The sequence below is a fragment of the Gordonia asplenii genome (assembly GCF_012933505.1).
Classification (GTDB): domain Bacteria; phylum Actinomycetota; class Actinomycetes; order Mycobacteriales; family Mycobacteriaceae; genus Gordonia; species Gordonia asplenii.
Genome location: NZ_JABBNB010000010.1, coordinates 121,157 through 135,242 on the forward strand (window position 1 = coordinate 121,157; position 14,086 = coordinate 135,242).

A 14,086-nucleotide genomic window follows, 5' to 3' on the forward strand; every position below is an offset into this window, starting at 1 on the left:
CTATTTGGTGCCCAGCGCCTCATAGGCCGCGACGGCCTTGTCGAGGTCCGCCAGCGCGTCGCCGTAGGCCTTGAAGTCGCCCTTCGTCTGGGCCGCCTTCAGGGCCTCCAGCGCCGTCCCGATCGCCTTGACCGCGGCGTCGCGGGCACCGTCGCTGCCCTGCGGGTTCTGCGGAGTAGGCGTCGGGGTGGGTGTGGTGGTGTCCGGCGTCTGCCCCTCGACGGGGTTGGCGCTGCCCGGTTTGGTGACCTCGGTCGGGTTGATGCCCACCTGCCGCAATGCTTCGGCGACCGTCGCGGCATAGCCGACTTGACCGCTCCCGTCAGGCCCGACGTAGTACACGAGAATCCGGTACAGCTTCGGAACCGCGGCAGAATCACTGCGCGACTGCGTGTACATCGGCTGCACGTAGAGCAGGCCGTTGCCGCCGACCGGCAACGTGAGGAGATTGCCGTAGCTGACCTTGGTGGTGTCTTCCACCTGCTTACGATCCGACGCCACCTGGCCCGACGACTTCAGGTTCTCCTGGGCTTGCTGTGGCCCGACGGTCTGCTTATTCGTCGGCAGCACCTTCACGGTGATCTGGCCGTATGTCTTCGGATCCGACGACGCCGTCATGTACGCGGCGAGGAACGGCTTCTGCAGCACCGTCATCACGGTCGTCAACTGGAACGACGCGTCCGTGCCGTTCGGTGCCGCGGCGGTGAAGAAGTAGGGCGGCTGGCTCAGTCCGGCGGAGTTGTTGTCCTTCGTCGGATCGGCCGGCAGCGACCAGATGTCGTTGCCGCGGAAGAAGGTGTCGGGGTCGCTCACGTGGTAGCGCGCGAGCAACGCCCGCTGCATCTTGAACAGATCCTCCGGGTAGCGGACGTGGTCGGCGAGGCCCTTCACCTTGTCGAAGTCGGCGCGCGACTTGACCGAACCGGGGAACACCTTCATCCACGTCTTGAGCACCGGATCGCTGGTGTCGAACTGGTAGAGCTGCACCTCACCGGTGTAGGCGTCGACCGTCGCCTTCACCGAGTTGCGCGCATACGCGACCTGCCGGTTGATCTGCGATCGCCCGGTCTGCCCCTGATTCAGATCCTGGGTGTCGGTGGTGACCTCCTGCAGCGAGGTCTTCTGCGCGTACGGGTAGTCGTCGAGCGTGGTGTAGCCGTCGACGATCCACTTGATCGAGCCGTCGGCCATGACCGCCGGATACGACTTCGAGTCGACAGTCAGCCACGGAGCCACCGCTTTCACGCGGTCGCGGGGGTCGCGGTTGTAGATGATCTTCGAATTGCTGTTGATCGCGCCGGACAACAGCATGTTGCGTTCCATGTACTTCACCGAATACAGGAATCGGTTGAACCAATTGCCCAGCGACACTCCGGCCGGACCGTTGTAGGTGTAGAACTCGTTGTCCTCGTCGTACTCCCGGTTGGTACCGTCCTGCGATCCGACGATGGCGTAGTCGGGGCTCACCTTCGCGATCATCTCGCCGAAGTAGATGCGCGGCTGGGTCACCTTGATCGGTGCGTTCTTCTTGTAGTCCTCGGTCTGGTAGTTCTCCAGATCGCTGACCTTGAAGATGGGGAATCCACCGCGGTCGCTGCCCGCCTCCGACGACGCCGCGTCGACGGTGTTCGCCGGTGCCGCGATGAACCCGTTGCCATGGGTGTACACGGTGTGCTTGTTGATCCAGTTCTGCTGGTTCTCATCGAGCCCGTTGGGGTTGAGCTCACGCACCGCGACGATGTAGTCGCGCATCTGTCCGTCGACCTGATAACGGTCGACGGCAAGCTGATTGGGGAACCCGTAGAAGTTCTTCAGTCCCTGCCGTTGGTTGAAGACCGGCGAGATGACGTTGGGATCCAGGATGCGGATGTTGGACAGCGTCGCGCTGTCGGCGTTGACTTTGGCCGGATCGGCGGGCTGCGACGTCCAGTTGCGCTCGTATTTGACGTCGCCGCCGCCGATCCCGTACGCGTCCCGGGTCGCCGCTATGTTGCGCTCTATGAACGCCCGCTCCTTTTGCGCCGCATTGGGTTTCACCGAGAACTGCTCCATCGCGGCTGGCCACAGCACGCCGATCGCCAACGCGCTGAGCAGCATCAGTGCGGTGGCCATCGCGGGAATTCGCAAGTCGCGCAACACGATTCCGCCGAAGAATGCGGCAGCGCAGATCACCGCGATAGCCATCAGGATCAGCTTCGACGGCAACACGGCGTTGGCGTCGGTGTAGGTCATGCCGGTGAAGATATCGCCGCGCCGATCACTCGACAGCAGCGAATACCTGTCGAACCAGTACGCAACGGCCTTGAGCAACAAGAAGATTCCTGCCAGCACACCGAGTTGCACGCGCGCCGCGACCGTCAATGCACTGCCGCTGCGGCCCGAGCCGAGCCTGATTCCACCGAAGATGTAGTGCGTCAACAGGTTTCCGAGGAACGCGACCACCACGATGACGAAGAAGAAATTCAGCAGGAACCGGTAGAACGGCAATTCGAAGGCGTAGAACGAGATGTCGAGGTTGAACTGCGGATCGCGCTTGCCGAAACTCTCGCTGTGCCAGAACATCTGCAGCGTCGCCCACGATCCCTGCGCGACGAGACCGGCCAGCACACCGATGATCACCGCGGGTGCGATGGAGAACCACCGCAGATGCGTCATCACGGTGGTGCGGTAGCGGGCCAGCGGATCGACTCCGCTCGACGCCGGGACGAACACCGGGCGCGCGCGGTAGGCGGCGGCCAGCGCGCCGAAGATGATCAGCCCGACGACGACCGCCGCGACCAGGAACATCGCCACCCGCGTCCACACGATGCGCGCGTAGACCGACGAATATCCGACCTGCGAGAACCACATCCAATCCGTGGTCACCCCGACGACGCGAGGCCCGACCAGCAGCACCACCAGAATCCCGACACCGATACCGATCGCGATCTTGCTCCGCCGCGACAGCGTCGGCATACTCGCCGGTCCGCGTACTCCCACCAAACTCTCCTGTTGCGATCTGGTCCGCGCGGCGGGCACACCAGGGCACCCATGCGAACTCTGTCCGATTTTCCGTCCAATGTACCGGCCGGTCGACGACCAGGTAGTCGGCGTCGGACCCTCGCCAGCGAGGTTACCCGGTCCGTCGGCGGAGCTCACCGAAGATAGGATTCGACCGTGACTACGCCACCCACCGGCAACCTCTCCCCCGACGCTCTCGGCAGTGCGCTGCGCGACGTCGTCGAATTCGTCGACGCAGCCGGCTGGGACCAACCGCCGACGCTGTTCGCACTCGTCCCGACGTCGGTGCTCGCGCAGACTCAACCCGACCTCGTCGACGAGTTCGACACCTCTGAGCTCAGCCCCATCGCCCAGGAGCCGCTGCCGACCTCGGAGGTGGGCCCCGGTGCCGATCGCGCCGTCCAGGCCGCCGAGCTCGAACACATCCTGGCGACCACGAGCTGGCCCGACGCCGTCGCCGGTTGCGCTCTCGTGCAGGAGATCATCGTGCTGCCGCCGGAGGCTGAGGCAGACCTCGACGACGCTTTCGAACCGTTGCTGTCCGACCCCGACGCGGCCGACGCCGCGGCCCGCTCGACGGCCCTGTCACATCCGGAGTCGCGGGCGGCACGACTCATCGCCGGCGCGCTGCGCGACGGTCGCACGCTGTCGCTGCTTCAATTGCGCCCCGACGAGGGCGCCGACGACGGTCAGATCGAACTGCTCTCCCACCCCGACCTCGCGCCCAACCTCGTCGAAGCGCTCGCCGCGACGTTGGAGAACAGCATCGACGACTAGACGGTTGATTCCGAGGCGATTGACGGCGGGCGTCGAACTCGTCCCCGCCGTCGACGACTCGGGGGCCGCGCCGCGTCCGAAGAATCGGGAAAATGGCTAGTCGCGCTCAGCAGCCCTGCCGGGCGACCTTCCCGGTGAGCACGCCGACGGCGGTGTCGAGCGAGTCGACCTTGACCAGCTCCAGACCGTCGGGCGCATCCGACTTCGCCTCGGCGCAGTTGGCCGCCGGGACCAGGAACATCGTCGCGCCGGCTTCGCGGGCAGCGAGGGTCTTGTGGGTGATACCGCCGATCGGTCCGACGACGCCGGAGTCGGAGATGGTTCCGGTGCCCGCGATGAACCGGCCGCCGGTCAGGCTGCCCGGGCTGAGTCGGTCGACGACGGCCAGGGTCAGCATCAGCCCGGCCGACGGCCCGCCGATGTCGCCGACGTTGAAGTCGATTTTCAGCTTGGGGTCGGCGTTGAGCACCTGCGGCGTCACGCCGAGGTAGCCGGTGCCCTTGACCTCGGCCGGCGCGCCGTCGGGCCAGCCGCCGAGGGTCACCACGACGTTCTGCGGTGTGCCGTCCCGGACGATGGCCAGGTCCAGCTTGTCACCGGGTTTGTGGGCCCGGACCGCTTTCTGCATCTGCGCTGTGGTGGACACCGGCGTCCCCGACACACTGATCACCTGGTCGCCGACCTTGAGTCCCTTCGACGCCGGGGCGTCCTTGCCGATCGCGGCGATGGTCAGCTTCGTCGGGCGGTGCAGGTAGCTCAGCGCGGCAGCCTGAGCAGCGGCCTCCGACCCGCTCATCTGCGCCGCGTTGGCGTCGCGGACCTGCTGATTGGACTGTCCGGGCGGGTATACCTGTTCGCGCGGTTCCAGCGTGTAGCGGCCCGACGCCCATTTGCTCAGCGCGTCGAACAGGTTGAGTCCGTCGTACACCGACACCGTGGTGAGGTTCAGATGCCCGTCGGTCTTGTCGAGTTGAGCGCCGGTGATGTCGACGACCTGCCGCTCGCTCGCCACGACTTTGCCGTCCTTGCCCTGCTCGTCGATGGTGACGTCGCCGAGAGTGTTGACCGTCGGGCCGGGTCCCATCGCGACATAGGGCACCTGGACGTACATTCCGACGACGAACAATGCGACGACGGCCACCACGGTCACGACGATGGCGGCGATACGGCGATACGCCGGGGACACGCTCATTTCCACGAGCCTAGTGGAGGCACCTGCAAGCGGCTGAGACGGCGCACGCCCGACTCCGCTGACGGCGAACAGCAGAGCGCGTGAAACAGGCCGAACTGCCGGTACCGTTGACACCATGAACGACTTGCCCTTCGGATTCTCGTCCTCCGACAAAGACGACGACCGCGACGACGCCAACAAGGGCAACGGCGGCGCCGACCCCAACAACCCGTTCGGGTTCGCCATGGGCGGTGAGGGTTTCGATCCCGCCGCACTCGGCCAGATGTTCTCCCAGCTCGGCAACATGATCAGCGGCATGGGCGCCAGTTTCGCGTCCGGCAAGGGCGGCGGCCCGGTCAACTACGACGTCGCAGCCAACCTCGCCCGGCAGCAGATCGGATCGTTCACCCCGGTGCTGGACAAGGAGAACCAGGCCGTCGCCGACGCCGTGCGGCTCGCCGAGGTGTGGCTCGACGACACCACGACTCTCCCGTCGGGTGTCACCCGCGCGGTCGCCTGGACTCCGGTGCAGTGGCTCGAAGAGTCGATGCCCACCTGGAAGGGGCTCTGCGACCCGATCGCCACCGGGCTGTCACAGACGATGGAGTCCGGGATGCCCGCCGAGGCCGCCCAGTTCGCCGGGCCGATGATGGGCATGCTCACCCAGATGAGCGGCATGATGTTCGGCACTCAACTCGGACAGGGCCTGGGCCAGCTCGCCAAAGAAGTGCTGACGTCGACCGACATCGGCCTCCCGCTCGCCCCGGAAGGCACCGCCGCACTGCTCCCCGAGGCGATCGCGACCTTCGCCGACGGTCTCGAACAGCCCGCCCAGGAGATCATCGTCTTCCTCGCCGCGCGCGAGGCCGCTCACCTGCGTCTGTTCACCCATGTCGGGTGGCTGCGACAGCGTCTGCTGTCGACGATCGAGCAGTATGCGCGGGGCATCACCATCGACTTCAGCGGCATCTCCGACCTCGCCAGCGGCGTCGACCCCACCGAATTGCTGTCCGACCCGAGCAAGCTCGAGGAGCTCGTCGGGGCGTCGACGGCGTTCACCCCGCAGACCACGCCCGAGCAGCAGGCTGCGCTCACCCGCTTGGAGACACTGCTCGCGTTGATCGAGGGCTGGGTGGAACACGTTGTGTCGCAAGCACTTTCCGATCGCATCCCCAGCGTCGGCGCACTGACCGAGACAATGCGCCGACGCCGCGCGTCGGGCGGCCCGGCCGAGCAGACGTTCGCCACCCTGATCGGCCTGGAACTGCGTCCCCGCAAGGTGCGCGAAGCGTCGGCGCTGTGGAGCCGTCTGCTCGACGCCTCCGACGTCGCCACCCGCGACAAGGTGTGGGAACACCCGGACCTGCTTCCCGACGCCGACGACCTCGACAGCCCCGCCGGTTTCATCGATCGCATGATCGGCGGCGACACCAGCGACTTCGACGACCCGATGGCAGCGCTGGAGAAGACCATCGCCGACGAAGCGCGCGCCCGTGAAGAAGGCAAACCCGACGACGACCCGGCGTCGTAGAAGTTTCCGTCAGCCGGTTATCCGCAGGTAGAAGCGCTTGTGGGCCTGTGGATAACCGGCTGATCGCCGCCTGATCGCACGCGCGGCGCTGGCACCATCGGACCATGACCACCGCAGCAGCGCAGCCGCCCGTCGTGCGTCCGGGTGCGACGATCCTCGTTCGACGCCCCGACCGCATCCAACTCGGATGTGACCCGGAGCATGCGACGATCCTCGACCTGACTCCGCCCGCGACCGCCGAGTCGATGGTCGCCGTGTTGCGCTTTCTGTCGGTCCCGCGGACGCACCCCGAGGTGAGCCGGTACCTGCGATCGATCGGGCTGTCGCGCAACGACTTCGAGGTCCTCGTCGAGCAACTCGAAGCTTGTGACGCGTTGTTGCCCACGAGCGGCGCCCGGCGCATCAGCGAGCTTCGGGTACGCGTCCACGGACGAGGTCCCATCGCCGACAGGCTCACCGACTCGCTCAGCGATTCCGGGCTGCGCATCATGAATTCGGTTCGGGCACCACGCATGCCGTGGACCGACACGCAGGTCGCCATCCTCACCGACTACCACGCACACGACCCCATGGTCATCAAACTGCTTATGCGCCAACGTATTCCACATCTGGCGGTGCGGCTGCGCGACGGCGTCGGCATCGTCGGGCCGCTTGTTCTGCCCGGTCTCTCGAGTTGTCTGCGCTGCGCCGACCACTACCGCGCGACACTCGATCCGCAGTGGCCGACCGTCGCTGCCCAACTGCTCGGCAAGCCCGGCTATGCGAGCGGTGCGACCATTCGGGCCACCGTCGCACTGGCTCACGAACAGATCGAGCAGATCGCCAACAGACTCTCCACTTCGGGCGAACCCGACGTCGCCGCTCCACCCGACCTCGTCGACCACACGCTGGAGTTTCACGTCAACCCGGTACGGTTGCGGCGCAAGCACTGGCCGGCGCATCCCTCGTGTGGATGCTCCCCGGCCGGTTAGCCGCGCCGGAGACCGTCGACGTCGGTGCGTGCCACTAAACTCGACTCATGAGCGAAATCACGCGGGGGCAGGGTCGGCGCAATGCGAAACTTGCCTCGCTCCCCATCGGCATGGCTGGACGGGCGGCAGCAGGTCTCGGCAAGCGCATGGCCGGCAAGAGCAAAGACGAAGTCAATCAGGAAATGATGGAGAAGGCAGCTGAGCAGCTGTTCTCCGTTCTCGGGGAGCTCAAGGGCGGCGCGATGAAGGTCGGCCAGGCGATGTCGATCATGGAGGCCGCCATCCCCGACGAGTTCGGCGAGCCGTTTCGGGAGGCGCTGACCAAGCTGCAGGCAGAGGCTCCCCCGCTGCCCGCGGCGAAGGTGCACGCCGTCCTCGACCAGCAGCTCGGTACCAAGTGGCGCGAGCGATTCCAGTCCTTCAACGACGTGCCCGCGGCGGCGGCCAGCATCGGTCAAGTCCACAAGGGCGTGTGGTCCGACGGTCGGCAGGTCGCGGTGAAGGTGCAGTATCCCGGTGCCGATCACGCGCTGCGCGCCGACCTCAAGACGCTGTCGCGGATGGCCGGGCTCATCCAGAAGCTCTCGCCGGGCACCGATGTCAAGGCGATGATCGATGAACTGATCGACCGCACCGAGGATGAACTCGACTACCTCGCCGAGGCCGCCAACCAGCGCGCATTCGCCAAGGCCTACGACGGCGACCCCGATTTCATCATCCCCAAGGTCGTCGCCAGCGCACCGAAAGTCGTTGTCTCCGAATGGCTCGACGGCACACCGCTGTCGAAGATCGTCACCACCGGCACACAGGAGCAGCGCAACGACGCCGCGCTCAAGATGGCGACCTTCGAGTTCAGCTCACCCGTGCGCGTCGGTCTACTGCACGGCGATCCGCATCCGGGCAACTTCTTCATCGCCGATGACGGGCGGTTCGGCGTCCTCGACTTCGGGGCCGTTGGTCACTACGAGGGGGGCCTGCCACCGGCCACCGGTCCGATTCTGGCGCTCGCCCGTGACAAGCGTTACGACGAGCTGCGTGAACTGCTCGTTCAGACGAACTTCATTCAGCGCTCGCACGCCGACAAGGTGACGCCCGAGGATCTCGAGGCGTATCTGCGGCCGTACGTCGATCCGCTGTACAGCGAATCGTTCCACTTCACCCGCAAGTGGCTGCAGCGCGCGGCGGGCAAGTCGGTCGACGTTCGCGGCGACGTGTACAAGACGTCGCGCAATCTGAACGTTCCGACGAACTATGTGATGGTGTTCCGCGTCCTGATGGGGTGCGTCGGCATCGCGGCGCAGCTGGAGGCGTATGCACCGTATCGCGCCATCCTCGAAGAGTGGGTGCCGGGCGTGCGTACCGACGAGGCGTAATCGCGACCACAGACACGAAACTGCCCGTCGTCGGGCATCTCTCGATGTCCGGCGACGGGCAGTTCGCTGTCCCCCGGTTTCCCTTCCGACCCCCTGATCTCACTCCCCCGGCATCGGGCGAGCTCACGCCACGATCTTGCGCGGGCGTCCACGCGGGCGCTTGCGGGCGATCACGACGCCTCGTTCGAGGATCTCGCCGCCCCAGACACCCCACGGTTCGGCGCGGTCGAGCGCGGCGGCCAGACACTGCGCACGCAGCGGGCAGGTCGCGCAGAGAGCCTTGGCCTGCTCGAGGTCGCGCGGGTTCTCCGCGAACCACAGGTCCGGGTCTTCGACCTGGCAGGGAACGTCGAGACGTCCGGCGAGAGTGCTGGTTTCGGTCGGGTCCATACAGGATTCGAGAACGCAAGTCATGAATTTCTCCATCGTCTTCGGTGAACGGTTTTCGTTTCTCGACCCGAGACTGTTGAGTTGGCTTGCGGTGCTGCCAAACAAAAAGGTCACGGGTCTCGCTTCCGCGATTCGCCCGTGACCTTGAGGTCTGCTTGCCAGCTGAGGGTGTCTAGACCAGACACCTCCGGCGGAGGTTCGCGTCGGCGAATCGCCGTGGCGCTCGCGCTACTGCTGCCGATGCGCGCAGGGCCGCGGGCGGGAAGCCTTCGGCCTTGGGGCGCGCAATAGCGCACGGTGCCAGTTGGATGTACGCATCCCAGGAATGGGCATGCTCGGTCGCCAAGTCTTGCTGGGCGATTTTCAATGTTCCGTTCACGACTCCACTCCTTTCTGCGATATCCAAGGGCCACCGGCGACAACCACCGGCCCGATTCCGTTTCACCGACGACGGCCGCAATCGAGCGCCGTCCACGGATGAACTTGACGCTACCGAGCGTAACGGCTAGTCCGTAATTCGCACAACCTATTTTTGACCTGCGGTTATTCCAATCAGTTCAGTTGTTCGCCGCCGCGCTGACGATCCCGACCACGTCGGCACCGTATGCCTCCAGTTTCGACGATCCGACGCCGCTGATCTTGCCCAGTTCGGCGATCGTGCCGGGTCGAGCGGTCGCCATGGCGATCAGTGTGCGGTCGCTGAACACCACGAAGGGCGGCTTGGCCTGTTCGCGCGCCTGGTCCAGGCGCCACGCTTTGAGCGCCTCGAACAACTCGACGTCGGCAGGCGACAATTCGGCGAGGGCCTGCTCACGCGCCTGCTTGCGGGCGGCCCGATCCGACGCGGGCCGGGCCGCCGGTTGCGCACCCCGGCCGTCGTCGGGTGCGACGCCGTGCAGGAAGCGGGAGCGGCGTCGGCTGGCCTTGCCGCCCTCGGTGCGCGCCAGTGCCCACGAGATGGCCAGATGCTCACGCGCGCGGGTCACGCCGACGTAGAACAGGCGGCGTTCCTCTTCGATCTCGTCGGGTCCGGCGTTGATGGCCTGACTGATCGGCAGCGAGCCGTCAGTCACGCCGGCGAGGAACACCGCGTCCCATTCGAGGCCTTTCGCAGCGTGCAACGACGACAGGGTCACCCCCTGCACGGTCGGTGGATGCCGCGCTTCGGCGCGAGCCTTCAGCTCCGAAATGAGTTGTCCGAGAACAAGTTCAGGATTCTCGGTGAGCATGTCGCCGGTCAGCACGGCCAATGCCCGCAACGATTCCCAGCGGGCCCGCGCCTCGGCACCCGACGGCTCCTGTGCGGTCAGACCGAGCGGCTCGAGGACCGCTTCGACCAATTCCAGCAGTTGCTCACCCTCGTTGGCCGGGTCCGTCGGATCGAGTTGCCGTGCGGTGGCGTCGAGTTGGCGCAGCGCCTGCCGGATCTCGGTGCGCTGGAAGAAGGCGTCGCCACCGCGCACCTGGTACGGGATGCCGGCCTCGGTGAGCGCTTGCTCGAAATTCTCCGACTGCGCGTTCACCCGGTACAGGACGGCGATTTCGGCCGGTTCGACGCCGCGCCGGATCAGGCTCTTGATCTCGGCGACCGCGCCGATCGCCTCCGACGGCTCGTCCTCGTATTCGCTGAACGTCGGCTCGGGTCCCGACGGTCGCTGTCCGATCAATTTCAGTCGCGTGCCCGCGATCCGCCCGCGCGCCGCGCCGATCACGCGGTTGGCCAGGTCGACGACCTCGGGCGTCGAGCGGTAGTCACGTTCCAGGCGCACGACGTCGGCGTGTGGGAAGCGTCGGGAGAAGTCGAGCAGGTAGGTCGGGGTCGCGCCGGTGAACGTGTAGATCGTCTGGTTGGCGTCGCCGACGACGGTGAGGTCGTCACGTTCGCCGAGCCACATGTCGAGCAGGCCCTGCTGCACCGGTGTGACGTCTTGGTACTCGTCGACGACGAAACAGCGGTAGCGCGAGCGGAACTCCTCGGCGACGCCGGGAACGTCGCGCAGGATCGTGGTGGTGTAGATGAGCATGTCGTCGAAGTCGAGGTACCACTCGTCGGCGTCGGCTTGTTTGAGCGACTCATAGTTCTTCCACACGTCGCGGACCTTGAGCGGGTCCACCGGAGCGTCGCGGTCCCGGTCGATAGCGGCCTGCGGGTAGGCGTCGGGGCTGAGCAGCGACGCCTTGGCCCATTCGATCTCCGACGCCAGGTCGCGCAGCATGTCATTGCCGGTGCCGACGCCCGCCCGGCGTGCCGCACCGGCGATCACCGGCATCTTGCGATCGAGCAGCTGCCAGCGTCGGTCACCGAACGCCTGCGGCCAGAAATACCGGAGCTGGCGCATCGCCGCGGCGTGAAAAGTCTGTGCCTGCACGGCGTTTCCTGCGCCCGCGACGCCGAGCGAGCGCAATCGGCCGCGCATTTCGCCCGCGGCGCGCGCGGTGAACGTGACCGCGAGTACCTGCGACGGGTTGACCTGTCCGGAGTCGATCAGATGGGCGATACGTCGGGTAATCGTGCGGGTCTTGCCCGTTCCCGCACCCGCGAGCACGCACACCGGTCCGCGCGGTGCGAGAACGGCGGCCCGCTGCTGCGGGTCGAGATCGGCAAGCAAGTCGGAATGGGCCACTCCAATAGTGTCCCATCGGCCACTGACATCCCCGACGGGGCCGGTCGGTCTGGGGATCGACGGCCATGCTGTGGACAACCCGCCTTGTGCAATTTCAGTGCACATCTGTACTCTATGTTCATGAAGTCCGACGTCGAGACCAACGCCGAAGTGCGCGCGCTGACCGAATTGGGTCTGCGTGAGGTCGGTGTGGCCGCCGGCGGGATACACAAGGTGCATCGCGCAGTGTCCGACCGCGTCTTCGCCGGCGTGCGGCTGGGCACCGGCGCAGCCGTCACCCCGATCAAGGCGATTCACGACGGCATCACCGACGGCGTCTACCAGTCGATCGAGATCGCTTCGGCTGCCGCGAGCGAACTCGCGGGCAAAGCGATGCCGAGCAAACGCTCATGGTCGGCCCCGTCGGAAACAGTCCGTGGAGCTGCGGCGATCGGCATCATCAATGGACTGATCGGCGACCGCCTGGAGGCTGACGAATCCCCTCTCGCCCAAGATCCGATGACCATCCGGGTCGGCGGTCGCGTCGTATCGCCCGACCGGACACAGTTGCGTCGGGCGTTTCCCGCAGCGACCGGGCGGATCGTGATCTTCCTGCACGGGCTGGTGGAGACCGAGTATTCGTGGCGACTCGGCGGCGCGTCGACGTACGGCGATCGGCTCGCCGACGACCTGGGCGTGACCCCGATAGCCATTCGCTACAACACCGGACGACACATCTCGGCGAACGGGCGTGCACTCTCGTATCTAGTGGCCGCGACGGTTCGCAACTGGCCGGTGCCAGTCACCGACGTCACTCTGGTCGGGCACTCGATGGGTGGGCTCGTCGCGCGCAGCGCGGCATTCCACGGTGCGCGCGCCGGCATGGAGTGGACGACGGTGACGTCGTTGACCGTGAGTCTGGGCACGCCGCATCACGGCGCACCCCTCGAACAATTGGCCCACGTCGGCAGTGCGCTGCTGACGAAGATGCCCGAGACCGCACCATTCGGCCGGTTGCTTCGACGCCGGAGTGCGGGCATCCGCGACCTGCGTCACGGCTCGCTGGTCGACCAGGATTGGCGTGGCCGCGACGCCGATTCGCTGGCGAAAGTCGCCACCACCGAGGTGCCGTTGCTCGCGGGCGCGACCCATTGCTTCGTGTCGGCGTCGGTCGCGACCAGCCGCCTCAATCCGCTGGGGTATCTGATCGGCGACGGTCTGGTGCTGACGCGCAGTGCATCCGGTCGGTCCGGCACACGTCGAGTCGGCTTCGGCGACGGTTCCGGCTTCCACCTGCCGGGCGCACACCACATGTCGTTGCTGAACAACGACGCCGTGTACGAACAACTGAGGACGTGGGTAGCCACGGCGGGCCGGTTGCCGGAAATACCGGTGCCTGTACCGGCGTTGAGCGAGTCGTGACTACACAGACCCCCGCCCTGACCATGTACACCACCACCTGGTGTGGCTACTGCAACCGACTCAAGGTCGGGATGAAGAGCGCAGGAATCGTCTGGGATGAGATCGACATCGAGCAGAACCCCGACGCCGCCGACTTCGTCGGCAGCGTGAACAACGGCAATCACGTCGTCCCGACGGTGAAGTATGCCGACGGAACCACCGCCACCAATCCCTCGATCGCGGACGTGAAGAAGAAGCTCGGGTTATAGGTCGGCGGGCGACCCAGCGTCATTCGCCCAGCAACGTGTAAATGACGTCGACCGCGTCCTTACCCGGTGACCGAGTCATATCACCGGCCAGTTCGCCGGCCAACCCGACGACCGATGTCATGACGACGCCGGCCGCGGTTAGTCGCGCCAGGGCGGCCGCTTCGGTTCGCGTACTCAAACCCGCGCACGCATCGGTGACGAGGTGCACCTGGTATCCGTTCGCCCGTCCGGACAGTGCCAACCACTGAACAACGATTTCGGTGGCGACACCGCACACGATGAGCGTGGGGCGGCTGTACTCGGCGAGAGCCGCACGGATGAGATCGTTGTCGAACGAGTCGGGCGTCGTTCGCTGGAAGTGGCGGTAGTTGGTTCGAACGCTCACGACTTCGGGTATTACCTGCGCTTGTCCGCCATCACGTTTGGGCATCGTGATGACCACCGTCGGCATGTCGAACAATTCGGCCAATTTCGCCAGGCCGGCAGCGGATCGACGCAGTGCGCCGGCGTCGACTGTCAGCGGCAGGGCGACGATCTCCGACTGCAAATCAGCGAAGACGACAATCGCGTCTGCGGGCTTGAGTTTGGGGTCGGTCATAC

Annotated in this window: 12 protein-coding genes; 6 read left to right on the top strand and 6 right to left on the bottom strand. The window is 66.1% G+C overall.

The annotated features are described in order from the left end of the window. Positions 1-2,955, bottom strand: coding sequence for a UPF0182 family protein (locus HH308_RS11810; protein WP_211188426.1), 2,955 nt, complete (start codon positions 2,953-2,955; stop codon positions 1-3). 201 nt (positions 2,956-3,156) lie between these two features. Between HH308_RS11810 and HH308_RS11815 the strand changes: the two genes are divergently transcribed. Next, positions 3,157-3,777, top strand: coding sequence for a PPA1309 family protein (locus HH308_RS11815; RefSeq protein ID WP_170194402.1), 621 nt, complete (start codon positions 3,157-3,159; stop codon positions 3,775-3,777). 106 nt (positions 3,778-3,883) lie between these two features. On the opposite strand, the gene HH308_RS11820 is transcribed toward HH308_RS11815, so the two are convergent. Further along, positions 3,884-4,969, bottom strand: coding sequence for a YlbL family protein (locus HH308_RS11820; protein ID WP_170194403.1), 1,086 nt, complete (start codon positions 4,967-4,969; stop codon positions 3,884-3,886). Positions 4,970-5,084: 115 nt separating this feature from the next. Here HH308_RS11820 and HH308_RS11825 point away from each other — a divergent pair, with 115 nt between their 5' ends. The 3 genes from HH308_RS11825 to HH308_RS11835 all read left to right on the top strand — a co-directional run bounded on the left by HH308_RS11825 (position 5,085) and on the right by HH308_RS11835 (position 8,823). Further along, complete coding sequence (locus tag HH308_RS11825) at positions 5,085-6,479, top strand: zinc-dependent metalloprotease (protein WP_170194404.1); 1,395 nt, start codon at positions 5,085-5,087, stop codon at positions 6,477-6,479. A 104-nt stretch (positions 6,480-6,583) separates the two neighbouring features. Next, positions 6,584-7,450, top strand: coding sequence for a hypothetical protein (locus tag HH308_RS11830; protein WP_170194405.1), 867 nt, complete (start codon positions 6,584-6,586; stop codon positions 7,448-7,450). Positions 7,451-7,497: 47 nt separating this feature from the next. After that, complete coding sequence (locus tag HH308_RS11835) at positions 7,498-8,823, top strand: ABC1 kinase family protein (RefSeq protein ID WP_170194406.1); 1,326 nt, start codon at positions 7,498-7,500, stop codon at positions 8,821-8,823. A gap of 123 nt (positions 8,824-8,946) precedes the next feature. Here HH308_RS11835 and HH308_RS11840 read toward each other — a convergent pair whose 3' ends face one another. The 3 genes from HH308_RS11840 to HH308_RS11850 all read right to left on the bottom strand — a co-directional run bounded on the left by HH308_RS11840 (position 8,947) and on the right by HH308_RS11850 (position 11,837). Then, positions 8,947-9,237, bottom strand: coding sequence for a WhiB family transcriptional regulator (locus tag HH308_RS11840; RefSeq protein WP_170194407.1), 291 nt, complete (start codon positions 9,235-9,237; stop codon positions 8,947-8,949). Positions 9,238-9,385: 148 nt separating this feature from the next. After that, positions 9,386-9,592, bottom strand: coding sequence for a hypothetical protein (locus tag HH308_RS11845; protein WP_170194408.1), 207 nt, complete (start codon positions 9,590-9,592; stop codon positions 9,386-9,388). Positions 9,593-9,770: 178 nt separating this feature from the next. Further along, positions 9,771-11,837, bottom strand: coding sequence for an ATP-dependent DNA helicase UvrD2 (locus tag HH308_RS11850; protein WP_312870554.1), 2,067 nt, complete (start codon positions 11,835-11,837; stop codon positions 9,771-9,773). Positions 11,838-11,957: 120 nt separating this feature from the next. Between HH308_RS11850 and HH308_RS11855 the strand changes: the two genes are divergently transcribed. Further along, a complete protein-coding gene (locus tag HH308_RS11855) occupies positions 11,958-13,238 on the top strand; it encodes an esterase/lipase family protein (protein ID WP_170194410.1) in 1,281 nt (426 codons plus the stop codon). A gap of 23 nt (positions 13,239-13,261) precedes the next feature. Next, a complete protein-coding gene (locus HH308_RS11860; RefSeq protein ID WP_170194460.1) occupies positions 13,262-13,486 on the top strand; it encodes a mycoredoxin in 225 nt (74 codons plus the stop codon). A gap of 19 nt (positions 13,487-13,505) precedes the next feature. On the opposite strand, the gene HH308_RS11865 is transcribed toward HH308_RS11860, so the two are convergent. Beyond that, a complete protein-coding gene (locus HH308_RS11865; RefSeq protein ID WP_170194411.1) occupies positions 13,506-14,084 on the bottom strand; it encodes an isochorismatase family protein in 579 nt (192 codons plus the stop codon). Positions 14,085-14,086: the final 2 nt, after the last annotated feature.

Bases quoted from the DNA above. Each gene is read 5' to 3' on its own strand.
- HH308_RS11835 (WP_170194406.1), top strand. From the start codon at position 7,498: ATGAGCGAAATCACGCGGGGGCAGGGTCGGCGCAATGCGAAACTTGCC.
- HH308_RS11860 (WP_170194460.1), top strand. From the start codon at position 13,262: ATGTACACCACCACCTGGTGTGGCTACTGCAACCGACTCAAGGTCGGG.
- HH308_RS11820 (WP_170194403.1), bottom strand. From the start codon at position 4,969: ATGAGCGTGTCCCCGGCGTATCGCCGTATCGCCGCCATCGTCGTGACC.
- HH308_RS11855 (WP_170194410.1), top strand. From the start codon at position 11,958: ATGAAGTCCGACGTCGAGACCAACGCCGAAGTGCGCGCGCTGACCGAA.
- HH308_RS11830 (WP_170194405.1), top strand. From the start codon at position 6,584: ATGACCACCGCAGCAGCGCAGCCGCCCGTCGTGCGTCCGGGTGCGACG.
- HH308_RS11865 (WP_170194411.1), bottom strand. From the start codon at position 14,084: ATGACCGACCCCAAACTCAAGCCCGCAGACGCGATTGTCGTCTTCGCT.
- HH308_RS11825 (WP_170194404.1), top strand. From the start codon at position 5,085: ATGAACGACTTGCCCTTCGGATTCTCGTCCTCCGACAAAGACGACGAC.
- HH308_RS11840 (WP_170194407.1), bottom strand. From the start codon at position 9,237: ATGACTTGCGTTCTCGAATCCTGTATGGACCCGACCGAAACCAGCACT.
- HH308_RS11810 (WP_211188426.1), bottom strand. From the start codon at position 2,955: ATGCCGACGCTGTCGCGGCGGAGCAAGATCGCGATCGGTATCGGTGTC.